The following is a 25,418-nucleotide window of genomic DNA, read 5'->3' as shown; positions in this document are numbered from 1 at the left end:
CAGTTGGGGTACCGGTTGGTATGCATTTTGGGAGGCGCTTCCAGACTTTGGATACTTCCATCATCCGTAATTTTGGTCTACGCTGAAAGAAGAGTTTTATTGCTGTATTGGATACAGGGGAGAGTGAAGAGGACTTGGAAATTGTGCTTGAATGGTTATGGAAGCTGTCGGATGCCTTGGTCTATTTTCTAGCGCAGCCGTTCTATTATATTTCGATAATACTGGTCATGCTGCAATACCGCAGACAAGTTCAGCTTGAGCGCAGGCTGTTCCATGTCCGTCTTCACAGTTGGGGACGGCAGACCTGGATCACCGTATTAAGCGGATTTGCCGCCGGGATTGCGATATCCGTCGTGTCCTCCTTTCTCGGGACCACACTTACCTTGGACGGAATTATTCTGATATGGTCTGTTTCTATCCTTCTGTTGTTATTCCGCGTGCGGTATTTGTGTTTTGCTTATTCGGTGGGGCTCTTGGGCGTCATTCAATTCATATTAAGCTGGTTTCCGGGGTTCACGCTGGAGGGCTTTGCGGGCGGGGTGCTGAAGACAGTCCAGGATCTGAATATCCCGTCTCTGCTTGCCTTGGTGGCTCTGCTGCACTTGGCCGAAGCGCTGCTGATCAGATGGCAAGGGGCTTTATTTGCCGGACCTCTGTTCTATGAAGGCAAGCGGGGGAAAGTGGTCGGCGGTTATCAGATGAAAAGCTTCTGGCCTATTCCGCTGTTCCTGCTCATTCCGGCCCAGAATGCTGGCAGCCTGCTGCCTTGGACGCCGTTCTTCGGCGGGGAGGCCTGGCATAGCGGCTTCAGCTTTATCGCACTGCCTGCGCTGATCGGCTTCACGGAAATGACGGTCAGCACGCTGCCTGGTCAAAAAGCACGGCTGACCTCCAGCCGGCTGCTTCTGTATAGTGTGGTGCTGCTGGGCCTGGCCCTGCTCGCCGGCTGGTGGAGCCCGCTTACTGTCGTTGCGGCCCTTGCCGCATTTCTGCTTCATGAGCTGCTGGTATGGTACAGCAGTGTGGAAGAGACGAACCGGAGTCCTTACTTCGTTCACCCTTCCCGCGGCCTCAAGGTACTTGCCGTCCTGCCCGGCAGTCCTGCGGAGGAGCTCGGCATCGAGGCCGGCGAGGTGATCTTCAAAGTGAACGGGACTCCGGTGAACACGAAGGAGCAGCTTCACAGCGGGCTGCGCATGAATCCGGCCTTCTGCAAGCTGGAGGTGCTCAACCGCCAGGGAGAGAGCAAGTTCCTCCAGCGGGCAATCTATGCCGGGGAGCATCACCAGCTTGGCGTCATTCTGGCGCCGGATGATGATGCGCCTGTAGCGCTTAGAATGAAGCCGCTGTCGCTGCTTGAGCTCTTATCGCCCCGACGGGGTGCGGAAGGGCGGAAGAGTGCCCGGGTACCGGAGAAGGTTCCTGGTGAGGCACTGGACCGGTAAGGTGGTTGGTGGGCGTGGCTGGTTTTGGCTTGCTGCTGTTCTGTGAAAATAAAATTGTAGACTGGCAGCCGGCATTAGCCAACGGGCAGGATAACGGTACCATTAGATGAACTTATGGTTCTCATATGATACAAACTATATCCCAGAAATATCTTCGCGGATTAATGAAAAGCAGCGGTGATGAACTAATAGGAGACGGCTGGCACTTCGCGCCGAATGGAACTTGGTACTAAAAGGAGGGGCAGGGCACATGCGAGAAGAACAGGAAATATTCGCCAGCGAGGGATATAACAGGTCGTACGCAATGGCTACGGGTATGCCGATTTTGAATCTTAAGGGTAGCATACCGCGTGAAAGTAACGGCCAACTACCGTTTCCATGGGTGACAACGGGCATCAGGATTGATAAAGAACAGATGTTGGAAACCGTTATGAAGCAGAAAACACTCGAGTATTTGTTTAATATGCAATTCAGTAAGGAGGAGATGATCGACCGCAATTTGGTTGTAGGCTGTTATGAATACAGGAATCCGAATGACAAGGAACAAATATTGCTATATGCGCTGGTTTCGTTGAAGGAATTTCTCGCGAGATACGGCGATGAACGGGCATCGGAGATTCTGATGCGAGTTGGCTGTACATACGAGAAGATTATGGAGGAATGTGATGAAGCCATTAAAGAACACTTTGCAGTGCTGCGCCAGTCACTTCATTTGAAGAATTTAAGGGACAAATATGATGTCGTTTACGCGTGGAGTGAAGAGGAAGGGGTAAAGACGTACATAATCAGATACACCAAATCGAGTTATACGAAGATTGAAGCTAAATCGTTCGAAGAATTGACCAAACTCTATGATGAGCAGCGGAAGAAGGATGGAAAGAAGACGTTCGCGATTCTGGAGCCGTTAGAAGCATTCATGCAAGCATAAGAAAACCGCCCCTTTACGAGGCGATTTTTCAACATTTCATCGAACGAAGCTTCGAGGAATATCCAGCGATAGAGAGGATTCTCGGCAGTCACATCTAAATCCTTATTTTCATCGGACAGTTGCAATGACTGTAGAAACCACCGGGCGTGGTTAGAAATTTAAAGGCTGTTCCAGAACATCTTTAAGATGTAGGGACAGCCTTTTGTATTATTAGGTCAACCTGAGACTCTTGGTTGGCCAATTCTTATGAATGTTCTTCGATGGAGGTCGGCGGGAGAATATAACAGCGCACGAAGCAGCGGAGAGAACAAGCAACTCAGGAAAAGCGGCAGCGGTCGCCTAAGAGCTTTTCGAAGAAAAGCTAACTTCGGAAGTATATGCTTTGTCCCCGATATATCTTCCTTTAAGAAGAGTTCAGGATATTCGGGGGCAACAGCGATTGGAGGAATGTTTCGATCCGCAGCGTCTTTAGAGCAGACAAAGGGGCCTCCCTGGGTCAAATGACTTTTGGGACAGCCCCTTTCCTGTAAATGTTTATTTCTGCAATTGTCTCAGCACCGTGATTTCTACCCGCCGGTTCTTCTGCCTGCCTTGGTCCGTTGTATTATCAGCAGCGGGACGTGTATCCGCATATCCGGCGTATTGGAACTCGTCCGGCTTCAGCTTGGCCGTATCAATGAAATACCGGAGGACGGAGAGGGCACGTGCCCCGGACAGCTCCCAATTGTCTTTATAACGGGCCCCCGCGCTAACCGGTTGGTTGTCCGTGTGGCCCTCAATGCTGATGACGGTGTCCAGCTTGCTGAACAGGCTGGCCAGCTTGTTCAGAGCTTCAGCTGAGCCGGGCTTGAGATCAGCCTTTCCGACATCGAACAGGAAGCGGTCGCTAAGCGTAATCGAAATGCCCTTGGCCAGATCGGCCACATGGATCTGATCCTCGAGATGGTTGCTCTTAATATACTCCTGAATCATTTTCATCAGATTCTGCAGCTGCTCCTCCTGCTTCCGGAAAGCCTGCTCCCGATCAGTCAAGGGTTTGGTGCTGCCGGAATTGCCCTGCTTATCGCTATTCCCCTTCTCGGCCCCCTGCTGGGAAGGGGGGGTCTTTGAGGTGTTCTTGCCGGCTGTGCCAGTAATCCCTGATCCCAAATCGAGGACTGAATCCCCGTTCTTGAAAGTCATCTGCAGCGATTCCGTTACAATCTGGTACTTCTCCACGTCCAGTCTGCTCATCGCGTACATAATGATAAAGAAAATAAGCAGCAGCGTAATCAAATCCGCATAAGTGATCATCCAGCGGTCCTTGGATTCGCCGCTCTCCTGCTGACGTCTCCGGCTCAGGCGCTGTCTCATTCCACAGCCTCCCCGGCCTGCAGGGGCGCACGGTCCGGTTTCTTGGAAGCGAAGGATTCGAGTTTTTTGCGGACAAGCAGATGATGATCGCCGTTCTGAACGGACAGAATTCCATGCAGAAGCATTTCTAGCCGGATGATTTCATCTTCGCCCCGGGTTTTGATTTTGGTAGCAATGGGAAGAAAAATAAGGTTGGCGCTTGCAACCCCGTACAGGGTGGCGGTAAAAGCCATCGCAATCGACGGACCGAGCATGGTCGGCTCGGTCAGACTCCCGAGCACGTGGATCAGACCCATCACCGTGCCGATAATTCCCATGGTCGGGGCATATCCGCCGGCCGTCTCGAATATTTTGGCATATCCGTTGTACCGGTTCTCGGCAGCATCAATCTCCAGCTCCATGATCTGTTTGATTAGATGCTGATCTGTACCGTCAACCACGAGCTGGATTCCCTCCTGCAGGAACGGATCCTCATGCTGGGCGGCCTGCCTTTCAAGAGCGAGAACCCCGGAACGTCGTGCAGTCATGGCCATCGAGACCATGTCTTCTATAATCTCATCGTGATTCTGATTCCGGCTTTTGAAAGCAATGGCCAGAGCTTGAGGAATGGACTTCAGCTTGGAGGCAGGGAAGCTGATCATTACTGCTGCCAGGGTTCCCCCCAGTACGATCAAGGCTGCTGTGATCTGCATCAGCCCTGTAAACTCGCCGCCTTCCCAAATAAAGCCGCCTACGATAGCGATAAGTCCAACTATAATACCAACAACTGTAGTAATATCCACCAGTTCGCTCACTCCTAGTTCGGTCTATCCGTTGCAACCATATCATGAACAAGGTATAATATCATGGGAACAGATATTCTTATTCATGGAATAGTAAGGATTTCCGTTATTTATTAGACATCAAGGATACGGGTTATATAAATGATGAGGCGAGTAGCGCCTCTTTTCTATAAAAGTCATGGGAATCATGTTCGCTCTAGGCTTTTAGAAACTCATTGTTATCTAAGTTGAACTTAAAGAATTGCGAACAGGCGAGAGTAGAACATTTTCACATAGGTGCCTTGCGTGTAAATCAATAATAGTTCAACTTAGATAGAGACTTATATAGTAACTTTAGCACAAGGCTTGGAAGTATAAATGTGTACAGAATACTATTTTAGACGATAAGGGTGATGTTGGACAATGAGTGATATTGTCGTAAGTAATCAGAAATTTGAACTTATTTCCGATTTCAAGCCCCAGGGCGATCAGCCAGCCGCAATTGAACAGCTGGTAGAGGGCGTCAGACAAGGCAAGAAGCATCAGACGCTGCTCGGGGCCACGGGAACCGGGAAGACATTCACAATCGCCCATACGATTGCGAAGCTCGGCCGTCCGACGCTAGTAATTGCCCACAATAAGACGCTTGCGGCCCAGCTGGCCAGCGAGTTCAAAGAGTTTTTCCCCAACAATTCCGTAGATTATTTTGTCAGCTACTATGACTACTACCAGCCGGAGGCGTACATCCCTTCTTCCGATACCTACATTGAGAAAGACTCCAGTATTAATGAGGAAATTGATAAACTGCGGCACTCGGCGACAAGTTCCTTGTTCGAGCGTCGGGATGTGATCATTGTGGCCAGTGTATCCTGTATCTACGGCCTCGGTTCCCCGATGGAATACCGGAATTTGCTGCTGTCACTGCGCGTGGGCATGGAGAAGCCGAGAAACCAGATCTTAGCCAGACTGGTCGATATCCAGTATCAGCGCAATGACATTAACTTTGTCCGGGGGACGTTCCGCGTCCGCGGGGATGTAATAGAGATTTTCCCGGCTTCCAAGGGGGAGCAGGCGATACGGGTTGAGTTTTTTGGTGACGAAATTGAGCGGATTACCGAAATTGATGTCCTGACCGGGGAATTGATTGGGGAACGCGAGCACGTTGCCATTTTCCCGGCCTCTCACTTTGTTACCCAAGAAGAGACGATGCGCATCGCCCTGAAGAATATTGAGCGCGAGCTGGAAGAGCAGCTGGAGAAGTTCCGCTCAGAAGGGAAGCTGCTGGAGGCGCAAAGGCTGGAACAGCGTACCCGCTATGATATCGAGATGATGAAGGAAGTGGGCTTCTGTTCGGGCATTGAGAATTATTCAGGACCGCTGACGTTCCGGGAGCGCGGAGCAACCCCGTATACCCTGCTGGATTACTTTCCGGATGATATGTTGATTGTGATCGACGAGTCCCACGTGACACTGCCGCAGATCCGCGCGATGTATAACGGGGACCAAGCCCGCAAAAACGTGCTGGTGGATCACGGCTTCCGTCTTCCTTCAGCGCTGGATAACCGGCCGCTGCGGTTTGAGGAGTTCGAAGAGAAGATCAAAGAGATTATCTATGTATCTGCGACGCCCGGACCTTATGAAATTGAACATACGGACACAATGGTACAGCAGATTATCCGGCCGACCGGACTTCTTGATCCTGTAATCGAGGTCCGCCCAACCAAGGGGCAGATTGATGATCTGATCGGGGAGATCCGTGACCGGATTGCCAAGGATGAGCGTGTTCTGGTGACTACGCTGACGAAGAAGATGTCGGAAGATTTGACCGACTACCTGAAGGAGATTGGCATCAAGGTAAGGTATCTGCATTCGGATATCAAGACGCTTGAGCGTATGCAGATTCTCAGAGATCTGCGTCTCGGGACCTTCCATGTGCTGATTGGGATCAACCTGCTCCGCGAAGGGCTTGATCTGCCCGAGGTATCACTTGTCGCTATTCTTGATGCGGATAAAGAAGGGTTCCTGCGTTCCGAGCGTTCGTTAATCCAGACGATTGGCCGTGCGGCCCGGAACTCGGAAGGCCGTGTTCTGATGTACGGGGATAACATTACGGAATCCATGGATAAGGCGATTAAGGAAACCGAGCGCCGCCGGGCCATCCAGATTGCTTATAACGAGAAGCATGGGATTACTCCGCAGACGATCAAGAAGAAGATTCGCGAGATTATTGAAGCGACCAAGGTTGCCGAAAGCAAGGCGGATTATTTGACCGACGGGGCACAGAAGATGTCGAAGAAGGACCGCCAGGCTTATATTGGCCGTCTGGAGGCCGAGATGAAGGAAGCGGCCAAGAATTTGCAGTTCGAGCGTGCGGCAGAGCTGCGTGATGCGATACTGGAGCTGAAGGCGGAGTAAGTTGAGAAAGTTGGGCTCCGCCCGGCTTGTAGGGTGAATTCAGGGTAAGCAGCCGCCGATGGAGCGGAGCTTTAAGGAGATGAAACGATGGCTATAGAGAATATTGTCATAAAGGGTGCCCGTGCGCACAATTTGAAGAATATAGATATTACGATCCCGCGTGACCGCTTTGTTGTTCTTACCGGACTTAGCGGTTCCGGGAAATCCTCGCTTGCCTTTGATACGATCTATGCTGAGGGCCAACGGCGCTATGTGGAATCCTTATCCGCCTATGCGCGCCAGTTCCTGGGCCAGATGGAGAAGCCGGATGTCGATTCGATTGAAGGGTTATCACCCGCAATCTCCATTGATCAGAAGACGACCAGCCGCAACCCGCGTTCTACCGTAGGTACGGTGACCGAGATTTATGATTACCTGCGCCTGCTGTTTGCCCGGATCGGCCATCCTCACTGCCCGGAGCACGGGATTGAGATTACATCCCAGACAGTGGAACAAATGGTGGACCGTATTATGCAGTATCCGGAGAAGACGCGCCTGCAGATTCTTGCTCCGGTGATTTCCGGAAGAAAAGGGGAGCACAAGAGCTTGTTTGCTGAGATCAGCAAGCAGGGCTTTGTCCGTGTCCGGGTGAACGGGGAACTGCGTGATTTGTCGGAAAATATTGAGCTGGAAAAGAACAAGAAACACACGATTGAGGTTGTGGTGGACCGGATCGTGGTGAAGGAGGACGTTCAATCCCGCCTTGCTGATTCAATCGAGACTGCGCTCAAGATGTCCGGAGGGCAGATTCTTGTCGATATTATCGGCCAGGAGGAGCTGCGCTTCAGTTCCAACTTTGCCTGCCCGATCTGCGGCTTCAGCATTGAGGAGCTTGCGCCGCGCATGTTCTCGTTCAACAGCCCGTTCGGGGCTTGCCCGGAATGTGACGGTCTGGGTGCCAAGATGGTCATTGACCCGGATCTGCTTGTTCCCGATCCCCGCAAGAGCATTGAAGATGGGGCGTTCGAGGCCTGGGCAGGAAGTACTTCTAACTACTATCCGCAATATCTAAGATCGGTTGCCGAGCACTATCATATTCCGCAGGATGTGCCGGTATCGGAGCTGACCAAGGAGCAGATGGACAAGCTCCTCTACGGTACGGGCTCACAGAAGATACGCTTCCGGTATCAGAACGATTTCGGTCAGAGCAAGGAAGCCTACGTTACATTCGAGGGTATTGTTCCGAATCTGGAGCGGAGATACCGGGAAACTGCATCGGACGGCATCCGTGAATTTATTGAAGGCTTCATGGCTGCGAAGCCGTGCGGCACCTGCAAAGGGCAGCGGCTCAAGAAAGAAAGCCTGGCTGTGACTGTAGCTGGGCAGAATATGGCCTATGTAACGTCGCTCTCCATCGGAGAGGCCATGAACTTCTTCAATGAGTTGAAGCTCAGTGAGAAGGAACAGACGATCGCTCATATGATTCTCAAAGAGATTAACAGCCGTCTCGGCTTTCTCGTGAATGTCGGCCTTGATTATCTGACGATGAGCCGGGCAGCAGGAACGTTGTCAGGGGGCGAAGCTCAGCGTATTCGTCTGGCTACCCAGATCGGTTCCAGTCTGATGGGCGTTCTGTATATTCTGGATGAGCCAAGTATCGGCCTCCATCAACGGGATAACGACCGGTTGATCGAAACGCTGAAGCACATGCGTGACCTTGGAAATACGCTCATCGTTGTTGAGCATGATGAGGACACCATGCTGGCCTGCGATTACATTATCGATATTGGTCCAGGAGCAGGGATTCATGGCGGGCAGGTGGTTTCCCAAGGGACACCTGCTGAAGTCATGGAAGACGAGGCGTCTCTAACAGGCCAGTACCTTAGCGGCCGGAAGTTCATTCCGGTGAGTGCGGAACGCAGGAAGCCTGATGGGCGCTGGATCGAGATCAAAGGGGCGAAGGAGAACAACCTCAAGAACCTGAATGTGAAGATTCCGATTGGTGTGTTCTCGGCGGTCACTGGGGTATCCGGTTCAGGCAAGTCTACGCTGGTTAACGAGATCCTGTATAAGACTCTGGCCCGGGATTTGAACCGGGCGAAGGTCCGCCCGGGGCAGTACCGCGAGATGAAGGGGCTGGAGCATATTGAGAAGGTGGTCGATATCGACCAGTCGCCAATCGGCCGCACACCTCGTTCCAATCCGGCTACGTATACCGGAGTATTCGATGACATTCGCGATCTGTTCTCCCAGACAAATGAAGCGAAGATTCGGGGTTATAAGAAAGGCCGCTTCAGCTTCAACATCAAGGGCGGACGCTGTGAGGCATGCCGTGGAGACGGGATTATCAAGATAGAGATGCACTTCCTTCCCGATGTATATGTTCCTTGTGAGATTTGTAAGGGCAAGCGCTATAACCGGGAGACACTGGAAGTTAAATATAAAGACAAGAGTATCGCCGATGTGCTGGAGATGACGGTGGAGGATGCCACAGAGTTCTTCCAGAACATTCCGAAGATTCACCGCAAGCTTCAGACGATTCTCGACGTAGGTCTTGGTTATGTCACCATGGGTCAGCCTGCTACAACCCTCTCCGGAGGAGAGGCTCAGCGGGTGAAGTTGGCGTCTGAGCTGTACCGCCGCAGCACCGGCAAGACAATGTACATTCTGGATGAGCCGACGACCGGGCTGCATGTTGATGATATTGACCGGCTGCTCAAGGTGCTGCACCGCCTGGTAGACTCCGGGGAGACCGTGCTTGTAATTGAGCACAATCTTGATGTCATCAAGACCGCGGACTATCTGATTGACCTGGGTCCAGAAGGAGGAAGCGGCGGCGGAACGATCATTGCTACGGGGACACCGGAAGAGCTGGTTAAGGTGGAAGAGTCTTACACGGGAAGATATCTTAAACCTATCCTTGAGCGGGATACCAAGCGGAGCCAGGAGCTTAGAGAGCGAGAAGCCTCCACTGTGTAAGGATAGTACAGGTGTTTTTGGGATTACAGGGGCTTCAAAATTACTTGTTGAGGTTCCGAGTTCGTTCTGTATATGAGGAACTTTAATATAAGATTCAGGTGGAGATAGCTTGAGCGATCTTTTCGAAGCGGCAGGAGTGGCATTTGCAGCTGGATTGAGAAATTGTATCGCCATCCGAAAGACATTAGCACACAACAACACGAAAGGCCCTTTTCTGGAAGCAGAAAGGGCCTTTTTGCCCATAATCGGACGCGAGAAAGTCTTATTGGATATATTAAGCAAAAATGGCTCCAAAAAAAAGTTTTATATTTCGCTTGCATCTGCTTCTGGGTGAAGATAACATATAAGGAGATGTGTAAATTTTGTGAATTCAGAGGAGGTCTCCAGCATGAGGTTGCTTGCGATAGAACCGGGAGAAACAACAACTACCTTTAACATGTTTGATATTTTTATGCTGCTGTTTACTATTCTGATTGTTATCGGGGTTTTCCGCCTGATCAAAGCCCGTGACAAAAACTTCTTTGCAATCGGTTTCGGAATTATCAGCCTGCTCGTGTTCCTGGCAACCGACTTTGCGATGATCAAGGCCTGGTTCAGCTAAGAACCAAGTCAACTTCTGAATAATCAACATGGTTAGAAACACTTCGTCTGCTGTTGCGGGCGGGGTGTTTTTTCGTTTAAGGATATCCGCAAAAAATCCCTCCTCCGGTCAATTGTGAAGGGGCTGGAACTGTGCTACAGTATTTCTACCAAAACGTTCCAAAATGATAGATTCCATAAGATGAACTAAAGAAAAGGACATCAATATGGCCGTAATACGCCTCCGTAGATATGACAGAGGCTGCCTTGGAGAGTAATTCTATCTGTTATCGTTATCGATAATAAGAATCTATGAAGAACAGCGAATCCTAGGAATATTGTTCGTACTATATGAAATAAGCTTAAGAAACGAGGTTCGATTAGGTGCCCTGTGTACTGTATAAAAAATGAACTTTAGAATTACCGATCTTGGCGGAGAGGACGAGGGATTCTGAAGAAACGGAGCGTCCGCCTTTGTCTCCCAAATGCCCCACTGGGTATCTATATAAGTTGAACTTAAGAATTGCTAATAGGCAATAGTGTGAAATGATTCTGGAGAAGCGAAGCGTTCGCCTTTGTGACCGGACTTCTACCTTAATAAATTTAATCAAGAAATCTGGGCACAACAGCGATCGGAAGAACATTTCACACGGCTGCCCTACCTGTAAATTCATAGTTCAACTTATATAGTTCAAGCATTTCGGATATAACCGTGGTCGTAAGAACACTCGGCATCGCAGCGCCCAAAAGGCAATCTTCTTAAGTTCATTTTATATAGCCTATTTTCTCTATTTCAATTGTTCACTTATAGGTAAGATAGGGAGTCAGTTTGATTCATTTAGGCGTTATAGAAAGAGAGGGGCGGACAAGCATATGGAATTGAAAGGTAAAGTAGCGGCAGGGCTGCTGTTTGGGGTGGTATTGGGGTTAGGCAGCGGGATTGCAGTACCTGCGGGAGCATCCTCCAGCCCTTTAACAAGCAAGGGAGTATCCAGTAAGGTGAAGGCCGATTCTATTCAGACAGTGAAGGTAAAATCAAACCCAAGTTCAAAATCAAACTCAAGTGCAAACTCAAAAGCAAGCTCAAATTCTGCCCGAGCTACAGTAACCACACAAGTGGACCCAGTTCCTCAAATTATACAGAAGGTTTCCCCTTCTGTAGTAGGGATCATTGGAAAAGCGAGCGAACAGGCAAATAAGAGTCAAGGGGACAGCCGCTATGATCTTGCCCATGGAACCGGTGTGATTATCCGCTCAGACGGTTGGATTGTAACAAATACACATGTGGTACAGGGACTTGCGAATGCGCTTGTAGTAACGGCGGACGGCAAGTCTTACAGCATTGCGGAATCTTATGTAGATGAAGTCAGCGATATTGCCCTAATCAAAATAAACGCAAAGTCACTGCACCCGGCCAAGTTCGCTCCGGCTTCGCGAAGTACCGTTGTCGGAGAGAAGGTTATCGCGCTTGGAACCCCGATCTCTTTCTCCCTGCGGAACTCGGCAACACAAGGAATTGTCAGTGGAGTTAACCGTGCAGTGAATGCGGCTTATCGGTTAATCCAGACGGATACGGCGATCAATCCGGGAAACAGCGGGGGACCGCTGCTGAATATGAAGGGTGAGGTCATCGGAATAAATTCCATGAAATTTGAAGCCATCGGGGTTGAAAACATGGGCTTTTCCATTCCGGTGAATACGGTGCAGTATGTGGTTGATCAACTGTTCGAGTATGGGACGGTCAACCGTCCTTCCCTTGGCGTAGAACTTGAAGAGAGTTGGTCGGCTGTTGTTGGATTGCCTGGGGATGAGCCAATGACAGTGAAGAATGTCCACTCTGCGGAGGCCCAAAAAGCCGGGCTTCAGAAAGGGGATGTTCTCTACAGGCTGGATGGCAGGAAGGTCTCATCCGTTGTGGATTTGAACGAGCTTCTCAAGTCTTACAGCCCTGGTCAGACGGTCACGCTGTGGCTGGAATCGGGGGGCGATATTGTCACCCGGAAGCTGGTTCTGTCCAAAGACTCCGGTTCACTTAGCGGTGCCAGTACATCTGAGGAGGGTGAGGACCAGTCTATAGACGATCAGGAATGATTAAACACTAGTAGAAGGCTAGGAAACAAGTGGTTCAAGGTAAAGTATAAAACGAACTTTAAAAATTAACCTCTCTCAGCTTCGATCCCGAGTGGTTCTGAAGAAGCGGAGCGTCCTCCTTTTCTCCAAAATGCCCCATTGGGTATTTAGTCCAAGCATTTCGGAGACAGCAGCGGTCGTAAGAACACTCGGAATCGCAGCGCCGAAAGGGGTAACTTCATAAGTTCATTTTATATAGCTCATTTTATTAAGTATTCATGGGAAGAGGTTGATTCTTCAATTATGAAAATTCTACAAAAAACGGGCGCGGTTTCTCTTATACTTGCCCTTCTGCTAGGAATGTCAGGTCTATCCTTGACGGCCTATGCCGGAAAGTCCCTGGAACTGCAAATCACTGTAGGAAGCAAGAATGCGCAGATCAATGGCTCCGCCCAGTCCATTGTGCAGCCTTACCAAATTCATGGGGTAACGATGGTTCCACTGGGGGTATTTAAGAAGGCGTTTGGAGCCGATATCAAAATGCGGGACGGGAACGAGGTCACGCTGCAGCAGAACGGCCACAAAGTCACGTTGGCAGTAGGCAGCCCGATTATATGGATAGACGGTCGGAAATATAGATCTGAAGCTGCTCCCGCGATGCTGCAAAATACCCTGATGGCGCCCCTTCGTCTGATTGCGAACGGGATAGGAGCAAAGGTTACAACCAGCGGGAAGGGTCAAATTACGGTAAGCCTTCAAGATGGCGAACAAGCTGATTCCGGCGATGAAGGAAATATCAACACAGATTCGGGCAAGACCCGAGTTGGCAGCAGTTATTACGGATGGAGTCTCGATTATCCGCAAGATCTAATCCTGGGCAGCAGCACGGATGAGAGTGTGACGACCTTTTCGGATAGCGGAGATGCATACTATGTAGAGGTCCATGCCGGGGATCTTTTGGCAAAGGAGGCCGATACGGATACACTTATGGATGTGCTGCTTACGAGTTCCCGGAATAGTGGGGAGACGGTGCTTGATCAGAGCACTTTTCCGGCAGCCCCGGTCCCTTATGCCCGCATCATTTCGTCGGATAAAGACGGTTCGCTGTGGGAAGGACGAGCTTACTACGGAAATAAGCGCATTTACACCTTGTATCTGCTATCCCAGACAGCCAAATCCTACAAAGACCTCAAGGACTATGATGCCTTTCTGGATTCATTCCGGCCCGGCTTCGATCCTTCGGATACAACCATTAAGGATGTTTCCAACGTCAAGAATGGAATGATTGAAGCCGTGAATGAGGAATATGGAATATCGCTGCTGATTCCGGCGGGTTGGAGCGCAGACTCCAGTCAAATGACCTATACCGGAAAGAATGGGGAATCCCTGGCAGTCTATATCTCATCGGCACCCAAGGGTTTAACATTGGAGAGCTGGGCAGATCAGCTGACCGGACAGGACAAACAGAAGTTTATCCCGGAAGCTTATCAATTCAAGAGTAAATCTTCTACTGAGGCGGCCGGGGAGAAAGGACTGCTTCAGGAAGCGGAATATAACTACGGTGATGGCTGGAGGCAGTTGAAGCGGGCATTGCTGATTAACGGGGGGTACAGGTATCTGCTGGAGTATACGGCTCCGATACCACAGGAGGGCGGACAAGATACTTTCAAATCTATTCTCTCCTCCCTGGATATTGATTTTGAGGGGAACACCAATTATTTCGGCAATCTGGAGAACCGGCGCTTCCAATCTGACCTGGCTAAGAGTGTCATGAAAGCTTCGGGCAGCTACCACTATTCGGTATCCATTCCTTTGTATTGGCGAAGCCTTAGTGAGCGTTATGAGCAATCCGGGGCAGAATACCAGTTCACCGGCGGGAGCTTCAAGATTGAAACTGAGCCGGCTAGCGACCCGGACCTGAGGGTTTCCCAGCTGCGGAGCTATTATAATGAAGCTGCCCAGAGCAATAAGGACTTTGTTCTGGAAGGTGTGGATAAAGTGACTTTTGTTGGTGTTCCGGCAACGGTGTTCCGCATCCATCAGACTGAAGGGGGCGTACCCAAATCGAAGCAGCTGATTCTATTCAGCCGGGATGGCACAGCCTACCGGATCACTTCCGTAATAAATGATTCGAACCGGACGGCGGAGCAGAAAGCGGCGCTGCAGAAGACGGTTGAATCTTTTGGATGGACGAAGTAATAGGTGCTAAGCAAAAAGCTCTGCATGAGAGTGAAATCTCTGTAGAGCTTTCTTTTTTGCCAAGGCCTAAGACAGCATCCTTGAAAATGAAAATAATGATGCCAATTTCTTTCTTTTCGCTAGAGCATTGCTCTAAATTCTGATAAACTATACTAGTTAAAGCGGCTTTGAATTAAGATTCAGGATAGAGGGTTACACTTAAAATATATCTGATCGGTCTCATCCGATCCGGGAGGACATAAATGAGCAGTACAGCAATAACAAGACAAGACGTGGAGCTTCTGGCTCCTGCCGGCGATTGGGACTGTATGCGTGCGGCCGTGGCCAACGGGGCCGATGCGATCTTTTTCGGGGTGGAGAAGTTTAATGCCCGGGCGCGGGCCAACAATTTCCGCATGGCGGAGCTGCCCGAGATCATGGGATATCTGCACAGCTATGGGGTTAAAGGGTTCCTGACCTTCAACATCCTTGTTTTTGAGGATGAGTTAGCGGATGCCAAGGAATTGATTGAAGCCTGTATTGATGCGGGTGTGGATGCAGTTATCGTGCAGGATTTGGGTCTGGTCAAAATGATCCGCGAAATCTCCCCGGACTTCCCGATTCACGGATCAACACAAATGACGATCACCTCGCCGGAAGCGGTCGAATTCACCAAGCCGTTCAATATGGAGCGGGTTGTGCTTGGGCGTGAGAACAATCTCAAGCAAATTCAGAAGATCGGTGAGCAGGCGAAGCTTCCGATGGAAGTGTTTGTCCACGGGGCACTCTGTGTGTCTTACTCTGGGCAGTGTCTTACCTCTGAAATGTGGGGCGGACGCTCGGCGAATCGTGGGGAATGCGCTCAGGCCTGCCGCCTGCCTTATGATCTGATGGTGGACGGCGAGCAGAAGCCGATGGGGGATGTGGCTTATCTGCTGTCCCCTAAGGACTTGGCTGCCGTTGATATTATGCCTGAGCTGATAGAAGCGGGCGTAACCTCGTTCAAAATCGAAGGGCGTATGAAGAGTCCGGAATATGTGGCTAACGTGGTGAGCAAATACCGCAAGGCCATTGATCTGTATTTCGAAGGGAACAAGGAGCGCATCTCCAAGGAGGAGATTCGTGAGCTTCAGCAGAGCTTCTCGCGTGGATTCACCCACGGCTTCCTGGAAGGTACGAACAACAAGAAGCTGGTGGAAGGGACTTTTCCAAAGAGCCGCGGGGTATATCTCGGCCGGGTCGAGCAGATCTTGAGAGACGGCGTGGTATGCCGTCTGGATGCGCCGCTGAAACGCGGCGACGGAATTGTATTTGACGCCGGAGACCCTACGAAGAAGGAAGAGGGCGGGCGCGTCTACGATCTGCGCCGCAAGGGCGTTAAGATCGAAGGAGAAGCCGGTGAAGGCTGGATTATTGACATTGTACCCGGCCGCAATGATGTGGATCTGCGCAAGCTGCACGTCGGGGACCGCATCTGGAAGACGAGTGACCCGGCATTGGACAAGCGGATGCGTCAGACTTTTGAGACGGAGAAGCCGTATCGGGTGTTCCCGGTCCGTGTCCGGGCCATCGGGCATGCGGGTCAGCCGCTCGTCACGTTCTGGACGGACGTGCAGAAAGGCACTACCGTCCGGGTGGACTCGGAGCTGGAGCTGGAAGTCGCTCAGAAGCGCCCGATGGACCACGAGCTGCTGGAAGAGCAGCTCGGCCGCCTCGGCGGCACGGTGTTCCAGCTCGAAGAGCTGGATACGGAGCTGCATGGCGACGTGATCGTGCCCATCCGCGAGCTGAACAGCATCCGCCGCCGCGCGGTGGAGCTGCTCGCAGGCGAGCGTCCGAAGCCGCCCGTGTATGTGAAACGGGCGGTAGAGATTTACGGCGACGCGGCGAAGCCTGCGCAGCCGGTTGCCCGCGGTCAGGCGAAGCTGACCGCGCTGTGCCGCAGCCTGGAGCAGGTGCAGGCTGCCCTGAAGACCGGCGTGGATATGATTTACGCCGACTTCGAGTTCATCAAGCAGTTCCCGGCAGCGGTGGAAGCCGCCCGCAAGGCAGGCAAGCCGATTGCGCTGGCTACGCCGCGCATTCATATGCCTGGCGAGAACGGCTACCATAACAACATCCTGCGTCTTCAGCCCGACGCGGTGCTGGTGCGCAACACCGGTGCGCTTTATTATTACCTGCGCCACCGGCTGGAGAACCCGGATGCGCCTCAGCCGATGCTGATCGGCGACTTCTCCTTGAACATTGCGAATCATAAAGCGGTTGAATTGTTCCTTGAAGCAGGCGTTGACCGGGTCACTCCATCTTACGACCTGAACATTCAGCAGATGGTTGATCTTCTCGGCAAGAGCCGGACGGCGGAGATGGAAATTGTCATTCATCAGCATCTGCCGATGTTCCATACCGAGCACTGCGTATACTGCACGTTCCTCAGCGAAGGTACGGATTATACGAACTGTGGGCGTCCATGTGAAGAGCACCGGGCATCGCTTCAGGACCGGATCGGCATGTCCCACCCGGTGCGGGTGGACGAGGGCTGCCGCAATACGGTATACAATGCGATCGAGCAGTCAGGGGCTGAGTATCTGAACCACTTCATGGAAGCCGGGGTACCGAGCTACCGCGTGGAGTTCCTGGAAGAGACGCCAGAGCAGGTGTTGGAAGTCATTGATCTGTACACTCGCGCACTGCGCGGCGAGATCAGCGGCACCCAGGTATGGAAGCAGCTGAAGGCAACCAACCAGCTGGGGGTTACCCGTGGACAGCTGGTGAAGTAACAGAGGGAATACCGGACAGCGGCATTGGCCTTGTCCTGGTGCATACGGTGCGTGATCTGCGCGGTTCGATGCCTGGCCCGCCCTTATGGCGCGGGTTGTCGGTTATCTGTTGGATCTTGGACAATAATCGTCTGGATTGAGAAATAGGTTAGGGAAGGTTGGCTTATCCTTTCCTTGGTTCATAATTAAATATAACCATGAGAGAATATGGTTAGAAGCCGCCCTGGTTGAGGGCGGCTTCTTATTGTTTAGGTCAGCCTGAAATTTCTGGGGGCCGTTTTTGCCATCTCCAATGCCTTTTATACAACTTGTGGTGAAATGATCCATCATCAGAATTTTAGTATAATTATCGAATCGAGCAAGGATATACCTACTCGGCAATCGCTTCTAGAGCTTTTGCGGCAATAGTCTTGGATACCTCGTTACCTGGTGCTGAGCTCTCCGCAATGGTCTGCAGCGCATTCTTGGCGACCTCCATCTGTGCGGTCAGTCGGTCAACCATTTTAGCAAGATCAACGGTAAAGTCGTCTGTTAACTCGCCATTGCCTATTAAGACGACCGCAGTAAATTCGAATTTATTTTTCACCTTTACTCCTCTCCTTTTAATAAATATTTTCCTCATATAACGTCTCTGCACTCTTCATCCATTATATTACTATTCATACTATAAACAGGTTTATTATACAGCCCAGCTCCTATCCCGGCAGCTCTGGGGCCTGGGGCTGAACTATATCTATAGACAGACTGCCTTTAAGTACAGGACCTGGTTGTTGGAACCAGGCTCTTGATTTGATCTAATATAAGTCACCCCTGCATCCGCCCGGTCATATATTAAATGCAAAATCAATGCAAGGGGAATCCGCCTATGAATACAAGCTATAGTCCCTTACCTGGACTCAGGCCTGTCGGCTCAGATCAGGTGCTGGACCAGAAGATCGGGGATGTTACCGGGGACGGTGTCCCGGATACTGTGATTTTAACTGGGAGGGTCACTGCGGACAGCCCGTATGTCACCGGAATTACGCTTGTGGTGCACAGCTGGGGAGACCGCCGCACATTTCGGGTACAACCCGAAAATAACGCTGGGTATCAGCCTACTTTGCTTCTAGGTGATTTTACGGGAGATAAAGTAGATGACATTCTTATAAGGATAGACTCAGGAGGGTCGGGGGCGACAACATTTGACTACCTCTATACCTTCGCAGGTGGACAGATGAATTTGATTTTTGATTCGGAAAAGTATAATCAGATGTGGAACTATACCGTAGATTATTTAGACAACTATCTGCTGCGTGTCAGCAGCCCTGGGGCGGATAAAACCTACACCGTAGATATTGCCTCGCGGGGTGAGGAGTATTTAAATCAAATCTACAATCCGAACGGTACCTTGAAAAAGCCGGTTCAGGGCTTCGCCGATCCGCTCAGCGGCTTGTATCCGATTGACCTGGACCGGGACGGCACCTATGAGCTGATGGCCCTTCAGGGGGTTAGTGGACTGTATCATGCAGATAGATTTGGGTATATGACCAATCTGCTGAAATGGAACAAAGGGGCGTGGGAGCTGGTGCAGCAGTGGTTTGCGTTTTTGGGGTGATAGGTTTCACATTCGGACTTACGGTAAAAAACGCCATCAGCAGATGGCTTTTTTGTTAGGCCTGATATGGATCGAGGGTTCGTTTAGGCATTCTCGACTCGGTGACCTTTTTACCGTATACTGGATTTGATAAAATCATCTTCAAAACCCTTCGTGACGGCTTCATTAATAAGAATGCATATTAATAAGTTTGTTACCACTACAACCGCTCATCATCCAAGTTGGGCGGTTTAAATATATATAGCCGAACTCACAGCCCTTACAGCTTGTGCCAGAGAGTTGATCTTAGCTAAGGAGAAGAAAAATATGAAGATTCGTAAAGCGATTATTCCGGCTGCTGGACTGGGAACCCGGTTTTTGCCCGCAACTAAAGCGATGCCCAAAGAAATGCTGCCCATCGTGAACAAACCAACCATTCAATATATTATTGAAGAAGCAGTGGCTTCTGGAATAGAAGATATCATCATTGTTACAGGAAAAGGGAAGAGGGCAATCGAAGATCACTTTGATAACTCTTTTGAGCTTGAGAATAGATTATCCAGCCAAGGTAAATGGGATCTCCTGGAGGAGGTCAGAAGGCCTTCGGATATGGCGGATATCCATTACATCCGGCAGAAAGAGCCAAGAGGACTTGGACACGCCATTTGGTGCGCACGGAAATTTATCGGAGACGAGCCTTTTGCTGTACTGCTTGGGGATGACATTGTGCAATCGGAAGTGCCGTGTCTTAAACAAATGATTCAGGTGTATGAGAAGTACGGGAGTCCCGTAGTTGGGGTCCAGCCTGTTCCCGAAGATCAGGTATCCAAATATGGGATCGTTGACCCCCTTGAGTTGGAGAACCGCATCTTCCGGGCCCTTCGCCTTGTGGAGAAGCCGGCCCCCGAGCAGGCGCCTTCCAGGCTGGCTGTAATGGGCAGATATATTCTTACGCCTAATATATTTGAGGAGTTGGAGAAGCAGCATGTGGGAATCAATGGTGAAATTCAATTAACCGATGCGATATCCCGTCTTGGGGAAACGGAGCGTGTTTTGGCATATCAATTTGAAGGGCTCCGTCATGATGTGGGGGATAAGCTGGGCTTTATCGAATCCACGATTCATTATGCGCTTCAGCAGGAGGATTTGAGGGAGCCTCTGCTGCGTTACATTAAACAGATTGCCGCCCTGAATGAAGGGGAAACGCGCTAAGACCCAGCTAAACAGCTGCAATAAAATTTGCGTCAAAACGAGCAACTATTCACTGTTCTTGTAGACTTTTACTTCCTGTTTTAATGAAAGATGCAGTTCCATCTTACCGGAATTTGCATCTTTTTCTGTTCCCCTAAAATACGAACATTGACACTGTCCCGTGGGTATCATAGACTGGAATCAGGCGTTAAAATACGTTGCACAATGGAGCCGCGGGTTCCATTTTCCTATACTCATATCCGGCGGAGCGGTCACAGTCTGAAGCTCCGTTTTTTGAGGTGGAAATCACATATTGCGGTGCTTTTTGGAGGAGTTCGTTTGAATCGAATGATAGACCAGTGGAGACATGTTTTCAAGCTTGATCCGGACAAAATGATCTCGGATGCCGATTTGGACGCCGTGTGCTTGTCAGGCACGGATGCCGTTATGATTGGCGGATCGAGCGGGGTGACTTATGAGAATACGGTGGATCTCCTATCCCGTGTCCGGCAGTACGAATTACCTTGTGTGCTGGAAATTTCCGAGCTCGAAGCGGTGGTCCCTGGATTTGACTTGTACATGATTCCTATGGTGCTCAATACGCGCAGTGTGGAGTGGTTAATCGGCCATCATCGGCGGGCAGTAGAACGTTATGGCTATATCATCCCTTGGGATCTTGTTATTCCAGAGGGATATATTATTCTCAATTCCGAATGCACGGCAGCCAAGCTGACTGAGGCGGAATGTGGATTGTCGGCATCCGAGAGCACAGCTTTTGCCCAGACTGCGGACAAGCTGTTATCCCTTCCGGTGGTCTATCTTGAGTACAGTGGGATGTTCGGGGATATGGGGCTCGTCTCGACGGTACACCGCTCCCTGTCTAATTCTCGCCTTTTCTATGGCGGAGGAATCTGTGACACAGAGACTGCTCGACAGGCTGCGGAAGCCGCCGACACGATCATCGTCGGCAATATTATATATACAGACCTCGCGGCGGCACTTGCAACAGTTAAAGCAGTTAAAGATTAAAGCTATTAAGAAACGGTTACCCATGATCCTGCACCACCGTAAAGCGAATCCCGCAGGGAGAGTGCTCCAAGCACGAGGCAGCACCAACCAAGCGGGAAGTCATTCCCACATGCCCTGCACAACCGTAAGCGAATCCCACAGGGAGAGCGCAGCAAGCACGCAGTGGCACCAGAGAAGCACGCAGTCACTCTCACGTGCTCTGCACCATGGTAAAGCGTGTCCCGAAGGGACGAAAAGCGGCTCCTTAATCCAAGCAATCTCACTTTATATACAGTACCTAATCACACCAATCCATCTTTTCAGTATCTAAACAACACCACAGTCAAGCGGGTCCCATAGGGACGGCAAGCGATCAATTCCGCAACCGCCCCTAAGTACCTATCAGCCCATATCCTTCGCCCCTTCAGGGTGTCCAGAGGGCAGAGCCCTTGGGGCCCTCCCTTCTAGGGAGGGTTTGGGAGGGTAAGATCCAACGAAAGGATGTTCACTATGATTGACATACAACAAGCAATTAACAAACTAAATCCCCAGCAGAAGGAAGCCGCGTTGACTACCGATGGTCCGCTTCTGATCATGGCCGGCGCAGGCAGTGGCAAGACCCGGGTGCTTACACACCGGATTGCCTACCTGATTGCTACCCGTAAGGCTCCACCTTGGAGCATTCTGGCCATTACGTTCACTAACAAGGCCGCCAGAGAGATGCAGGATAGGGTATCTAAGCTGGTCGGACCCGAAGGAAGGGACATTTGGGTATCCACCTTCCACTCCATGTGTGTCCGCATTCTTCGTAAGGATATCGAGCGCATTGGTTATACTTCGAATTTCTCAATATTGGATTCTACGGATCAACTGTCGGTGATCCGCAACTGCATGAAGGAGCTGAACGTAGATCCGAAGAAGTTTGAGCCTAAAGCGGTTCAGGCCATGATCAGCAATGCCAAGAATGAACTTGTCAGCCCTCAAATGTACGAGCAGAAGATTGGCGATTATTTTGAAGGCATTGTGGCCAAAGTGTATACCATGTACCAGAAACGTCTTAGAAGCAACAACTCCTTGGATTTCGATGACTTGATCATGAAGACCATCGATCTGTTCAAGGAAGTTCCCGAGGTGCTCGACTTCTATCAGCGTAAGTTCCAATATATTCACGTGGACGAGTACCAGGATACGAACCGGGCCCAATATATGCTCTGCAAAATGCTTGCGGACAGCCATCACCGCATCTGCGTGGTCGGAGACAGTGACCAGTCGATTTACCGCTGGCGCGGAGCGGATATCAGCAATATCCTTAACTTTGAGGAAGACTATCCGGAGGCGAAAACGATCCTGCTGGAGCAGAACTACCGCTCAACCTCCAATATCCTGAATGCGGCGAACGAAGTGATTGGGCTCAATACCGGCCGCAAGCCCAAGAAGCTGTGGACGGACAAGGAAGGCGGAGCCAAGATCAAGGTATACCGCGGGGATTCGGAGCATGACGAAGGTTATTTTGTCGCATCGGAAATTCACAAGAATATTAAGCAGAATAAAAGCTATGGGCATCATGCCATTCTGTACCGGACAAATGCCCAATCCCGGGTCATCGAGGAAATTCTGATCAAGTCGGATATCCCCTACCAGATTGTCGGGGGGATCAAGTTCTACGATCGTAAAGAGATCAAGGACATTTTGGCTTATCTGCGCCTGCTGTCCAACCCGGACGATGATATTAGCTTGACTCGGGTAATCAATGTACCGAAGCGTGGAATCGGGGATACGACCGTAGCCAAGCTGGCCGCTGCTGCTGCGGAGCGGGGCACGTCCATTTACCGGGTGCTGGAGTACGTCGATGATCTAGGTTTTGCAGGGCGCACGCGGAATAATTTGGTCGACTTTTTTGATATGATCGCCAATCTTCACCGTATGGTTGAATATCTCTCCGTTACCGAACTAACAGAGAAGCTGCTGGAAATGACGCAGTACCGCCTTGAGCTGCAGAATGAGAATACGATTGAATCGCGTTCCCGGTTGGAGAATATTGAAGAGTTTCTGTCTGTAACGATGGAATTTGAGAAAAATAACGACGATAAGTCCCTCGTCTCCTTCCTCACCGATCTGGCGCTCATCGCGGATATCGACACGATGAATGACAAGGAGGAAGAGCAGAGCGATGCGGTTGTGCTTATGACCATGCACAGTGCCAAGGGATTGGAGTTCCCGGTTGTCTTCATCATCGGCATGGAAGAAGGGGTGTTCCCGCACAGCCGGGCTTTCTTGGATGAGGAAGAGCTGGAGGAAGAACGCCGCCTGGCTTATGTGGGGATCACCCGGGCCGAGGAGCAGTTGTTCCTTAGCTGTGCACAGATGCGGACCTTGTTCGGACGGACGACAGCGAATCCGCCATCCCGCTTCCTGAATGAGATTCCGGATGAATACAAGGAAGATACCGACATTGCGCGTGACCGCTACCGTCGCGGCGCCAATAACGGCGGAGCTTACGGAGGACGGGGCTTTGGAAGCAGCAGCGGCGGCAGCAATTTCGGCCGCAGACAGGAAGGCAGCACAGCCAAGGCTGCTCCTTCGGCGACCCGGGTGACCGTGACAACCGGTGTTCCGGGAACAGCTCAGCCTAAGCCAGCTGGCTCAGGCTCCACTGACTTCAAGGCCGGGGACAAAGTTGCCCATGGCAAATGGGGCACCGGAACGATCGTGGCCGTCAAGGGTACTGGCAATGACATGGAACTGCAGATTGCCTTTCCGGCTCCAGTTGGCTTGAAGCGTCTGCTTGCTGGTTTTGCCCCGATTACTAAAGTAGAAGCTTAAGGCGCGCATACTACTGAATAACTTTGAAGGCCAGAAGGTTAAATGAACAGGTATCTGTCCTCACTTCACTGCACGAGCACAGGTGAACAGCGCATTGGCGCTGGTATTAATGCTATTATTATGATCTTAAACGGAGGGTTGCCCTGCATGGATCCGATGCAATCGATGGAGCAGCTGGTAGAGGAGCTTAACAAGTATAACTATCATTACTACACGCTGGATAAGCCGCTCGTCAGCGACAAAGAGTATGACGTCCTGTATGACAAGCTGGTCGCACTTGAAGCTGAGACAGGGATTACACTGCCTGACTCGCCAACACAGCGTGTAGGTGGAGAGCTGCTTAAAGGCTTTAAGCCTCACCGTCATTTAACCCCCCTATGGAGCCTGGACAAAGCTCAGAATGAAGAACAGCTGCAGAATTGGAATAACCGGGTGCTTCGGCTGGTAGCTGATTATAATACCAAGAATCCGGAATCTCCACTTCCCGCACCGAGCTACGTGGTTGAGCTTAAGTTTGACGGGCTGACTCTCAACCTGACTTATACGGACGGCAAGCTCGTTCAAGCCTCTACACGGGGGAATGGGGTTGTGGGCGAAGGGATTCTGGCTCAGGTCAAAACGATCAAATCCGTACCGCTAAAAATTCCTTACACGGGGGGCACCATCGAGGTTCAAGGGGAAGGGATTATGAATCTTTCCGTGCTGGCGGCTCACAATGAATCCGGTGCTGATCCGCTTAAGAATGCCCGCAATGCCGCCGCAGGCGCGCTGCGGAACTTGAACCCGAAAGTCACCGCGGAGCGCAAGCTCAGTGCGTTTTTCTATAACGTGGGTTATGCGGAAGGCATCCGTTTTGACAACCATAAAGAAATGATGGACTTCCTCAAAAACAATTTTTTCAAAGTAAATCCGTTCGTTTCCTACTTCGACAGCTTTGATCTGGTTATGGAGGAGCTTCAGCGGATTCAGGAGCGCCGCAGCTCCCTGGATTATCTGATTGACGGAGCTGTGGTCAAAATCACCGATATGCGCACACGCGAGGTGCTCGGGTATACCGATAAGTTCCCGCGCTGGGCGGTTGCCTTCAAGTTTGAAGCGGAAGAGACAACAACGATTCTGGAGTCTGTGGTGTGGAATGTAGGGCGTACGGGCAAAATAACACCGCTGGCCAAAGTAGAGCCGGTTGAGCTGGCTGGAGTTACTGTACAGAACTGTACGCTGAACAATGTCGGGGACATTGAGCGGAAGAACTTGAAGTTCGCCATCGGAACACGGGTATTCATCCGCCGATCGAACGACGTCATCCCCGAAATTCTCGGCAAGGTTACGGAAGAGAGTGATGGTCAGGAGATCGTGTAT

The 25,418-nt window shown here is 50.8% G+C and carries 17 protein-coding genes (1 of these 17 cut by a window edge); 14 read left to right on the top strand and 3 right to left on the bottom strand.

Features of this window, described 5'->3' with window-relative positions:
- Positions 1 to 134 precede the first annotated feature (134 nt).
- Together BN6628_RS21830 and BN6628_RS21825 are read left to right on the top strand one after the other, a co-directional pair.
- Complete coding sequence (locus BN6628_RS21830; protein ID WP_068622534.1) at positions 135 to 1,445, top strand: PDZ domain-containing protein; 1,311 nt, start codon at positions 135 to 137, stop codon at positions 1,443 to 1,445.
- Between the two features lie 250 nt (positions 1,446 to 1,695).
- Positions 1,696 to 2,373, top strand: coding sequence for a hypothetical protein (locus tag BN6628_RS21825; RefSeq protein WP_235847681.1), 678 nt, complete (start codon positions 1,696 to 1,698; stop codon positions 2,371 to 2,373).
- Positions 2,374 to 2,907: 534 nt separating this feature from the next.
- On the opposite strand, the gene BN6628_RS21820 is transcribed toward BN6628_RS21825, so the two are convergent.
- Both BN6628_RS21820 and BN6628_RS21815 read right to left on the bottom strand, forming a co-directional pair.
- Positions 2,908 to 3,726, bottom strand: coding sequence for a flagellar motor protein MotB (locus BN6628_RS21820; protein ID WP_068620515.1), 819 nt, complete (start codon positions 3,724 to 3,726; stop codon positions 2,908 to 2,910).
- Complete coding sequence (locus BN6628_RS21815) at positions 3,723 to 4,508, bottom strand: flagellar motor protein (RefSeq protein WP_068620513.1); 786 nt, start codon at positions 4,506 to 4,508, stop codon at positions 3,723 to 3,725. Before BN6628_RS21815 ends, BN6628_RS21820 begins: the two co-directional genes overlap by 4 nt.
- 402 nt (positions 4,509 to 4,910) lie before the next feature.
- Here BN6628_RS21815 and uvrB point away from each other — a divergent pair, with 402 nt between their 5' ends.
- From uvrB to BN6628_RS21780, 7 genes are all read left to right on the top strand, one after another.
- Entirely contained in the window at positions 4,911 to 6,902 is a 1,992-nt protein-coding gene (gene uvrB / locus BN6628_RS21810) for an excinuclease ABC subunit UvrB (RefSeq protein WP_068620511.1), read from the top strand.
- An 87-nt stretch (positions 6,903 to 6,989) separates the two neighbouring features.
- Positions 6,990 to 9,860: an excinuclease ABC subunit UvrA gene (gene uvrA, locus BN6628_RS21805; protein ID WP_068620509.1), complete on the top strand. Its 2,871-nt coding sequence runs from the start codon at positions 6,990 to 6,992 to the stop codon at positions 9,858 to 9,860.
- 109 nt (positions 9,861 to 9,969) lie between these two features.
- Entirely contained in the window at positions 9,970 to 10,194 is a 225-nt protein-coding gene (locus BN6628_RS21800) for a hypothetical protein (RefSeq protein WP_068620505.1), read from the top strand.
- 54 nt (positions 10,195 to 10,248) lie between these two features.
- Positions 10,249 to 10,461, top strand: coding sequence for a DUF2759 family protein (locus BN6628_RS21795; protein WP_068620503.1), 213 nt, complete (start codon positions 10,249 to 10,251; stop codon positions 10,459 to 10,461).
- Between the two features lie 851 nt (positions 10,462 to 11,312).
- Entirely contained in the window at positions 11,313 to 12,530 is a 1,218-nt protein-coding gene (locus tag BN6628_RS21790; protein WP_068620501.1) for a S1C family serine protease, read from the top strand.
- A 282-nt stretch (positions 12,531 to 12,812) separates the two neighbouring features.
- Positions 12,813 to 14,708: a copper amine oxidase N-terminal domain-containing protein gene (locus BN6628_RS21785; protein ID WP_068620500.1), complete on the top strand. Its 1,896-nt coding sequence runs from the start codon at positions 12,813 to 12,815 to the stop codon at positions 14,706 to 14,708.
- Positions 14,709 to 14,950: 242 nt separating this feature from the next.
- Positions 14,951 to 17,464, top strand: a complete 2,514-nt coding sequence (locus BN6628_RS21780; protein WP_068620499.1) for a U32 family peptidase — start codon at positions 14,951 to 14,953, stop codon at positions 17,462 to 17,464.
- 370 nt (positions 17,465 to 17,834) lie between these two features.
- On the opposite strand, the gene BN6628_RS21775 is transcribed toward BN6628_RS21780, so the two are convergent.
- On the bottom strand, positions 17,835 to 18,050 hold the full coding sequence (locus tag BN6628_RS21775; protein WP_068620496.1) for a hypothetical protein: 216 nt from the start codon (positions 18,048 to 18,050) through the stop codon (positions 17,835 to 17,837).
- A 279-nt stretch (positions 18,051 to 18,329) separates the two neighbouring features.
- Between BN6628_RS21775 and BN6628_RS21770 the strand changes: the two genes are divergently transcribed.
- The 5 genes from BN6628_RS21770 to ligA form a co-directional block, all read left to right on the top strand.
- Entirely contained in the window at positions 18,330 to 19,058 is a 729-nt protein-coding gene (locus BN6628_RS21770) for a hypothetical protein (protein WP_068620494.1), read from the top strand.
- A 306-nt stretch (positions 19,059 to 19,364) separates the two neighbouring features.
- Positions 19,365 to 20,249: a UTP--glucose-1-phosphate uridylyltransferase GalU gene (galU, locus tag BN6628_RS21765; protein ID WP_068620493.1), complete on the top strand. Its 885-nt coding sequence runs from the start codon at positions 19,365 to 19,367 to the stop codon at positions 20,247 to 20,249.
- Between the two features lie 327 nt (positions 20,250 to 20,576).
- Positions 20,577 to 21,257, top strand: a complete 681-nt coding sequence (gene pcrB, locus BN6628_RS21760; protein ID WP_068620490.1) for a heptaprenylglyceryl phosphate synthase — start codon at positions 20,577 to 20,579, stop codon at positions 21,255 to 21,257.
- Positions 21,258 to 21,737: 480 nt separating this feature from the next.
- Complete coding sequence (gene pcrA, locus BN6628_RS21755; RefSeq protein ID WP_392397651.1) at positions 21,738 to 24,059, top strand: DNA helicase PcrA; 2,322 nt, start codon at positions 21,738 to 21,740, stop codon at positions 24,057 to 24,059.
- A 147-nt stretch (positions 24,060 to 24,206) separates the two neighbouring features.
- A protein-coding gene (ligA, locus tag BN6628_RS21750; RefSeq protein WP_068620486.1) for an NAD-dependent DNA ligase LigA crosses the window boundary here: on the top strand, positions 24,207 to 25,418 show its 5' portion. The gene runs 801 nt beyond the window's last position; only the first 1,212 of its 2,013 coding nucleotides appear in the window; its start codon is at positions 24,207 to 24,209; its stop codon lies beyond the right edge, outside the window.

Origin of the sequence: Paenibacillus tuaregi (assembly GCF_900086655.1) — a bacterium.
GTDB classification, from domain to species: domain Bacteria; phylum Bacillota; class Bacilli; order Paenibacillales; family Paenibacillaceae; genus Fontibacillus; species Fontibacillus tuaregi.
The sequence above is the reverse complement of the archived record's forward strand: the minus strand, read 5'-3'. Positions and strand labels throughout refer to the sequence as shown.

Coding starts and splice junctions, on each gene's coding strand:
- BN6628_RS21795 (WP_068620503.1), top strand. CDS start 10,249: ATGAGGTTGCTTGCGATAGAACCGGGAGAAACAACAACTACCTTTAAC.
- BN6628_RS21770 (WP_068620494.1), top strand. CDS start 18,330: ATGAATACAAGCTATAGTCCCTTACCTGGACTCAGGCCTGTCGGCTCA.
- uvrB (WP_068620511.1), top strand. CDS start 4,911: ATGAGTGATATTGTCGTAAGTAATCAGAAATTTGAACTTATTTCCGAT.
- BN6628_RS21780 (WP_068620499.1), top strand. CDS start 14,951: ATGAGCAGTACAGCAATAACAAGACAAGACGTGGAGCTTCTGGCTCCT.
- uvrA (WP_068620509.1), top strand. CDS start 6,990: ATGGCTATAGAGAATATTGTCATAAAGGGTGCCCGTGCGCACAATTTG.
- BN6628_RS21785 (WP_068620500.1), top strand. CDS start 12,813: ATGAAAATTCTACAAAAAACGGGCGCGGTTTCTCTTATACTTGCCCTT.
- BN6628_RS21790 (WP_068620501.1), top strand. CDS start 11,313: ATGGAATTGAAAGGTAAAGTAGCGGCAGGGCTGCTGTTTGGGGTGGTA.
- pcrB (WP_068620490.1), top strand. CDS start 20,577: ATGATAGACCAGTGGAGACATGTTTTCAAGCTTGATCCGGACAAAATG.
- galU (WP_068620493.1), top strand. CDS start 19,365: ATGAAGATTCGTAAAGCGATTATTCCGGCTGCTGGACTGGGAACCCGG.
- pcrA (WP_392397651.1), top strand. CDS start 21,738: ATGTTCACTATGATTGACATACAACAAGCAATTAACAAACTAAATCCC.
- BN6628_RS21825 (WP_235847681.1), top strand. CDS start 1,696: ATGCGAGAAGAACAGGAAATATTCGCCAGCGAGGGATATAACAGGTCG.
- BN6628_RS21820 (WP_068620515.1), bottom strand. CDS start 3,726: ATGAGACAGCGCCTGAGCCGGAGACGTCAGCAGGAGAGCGGCGAATCC.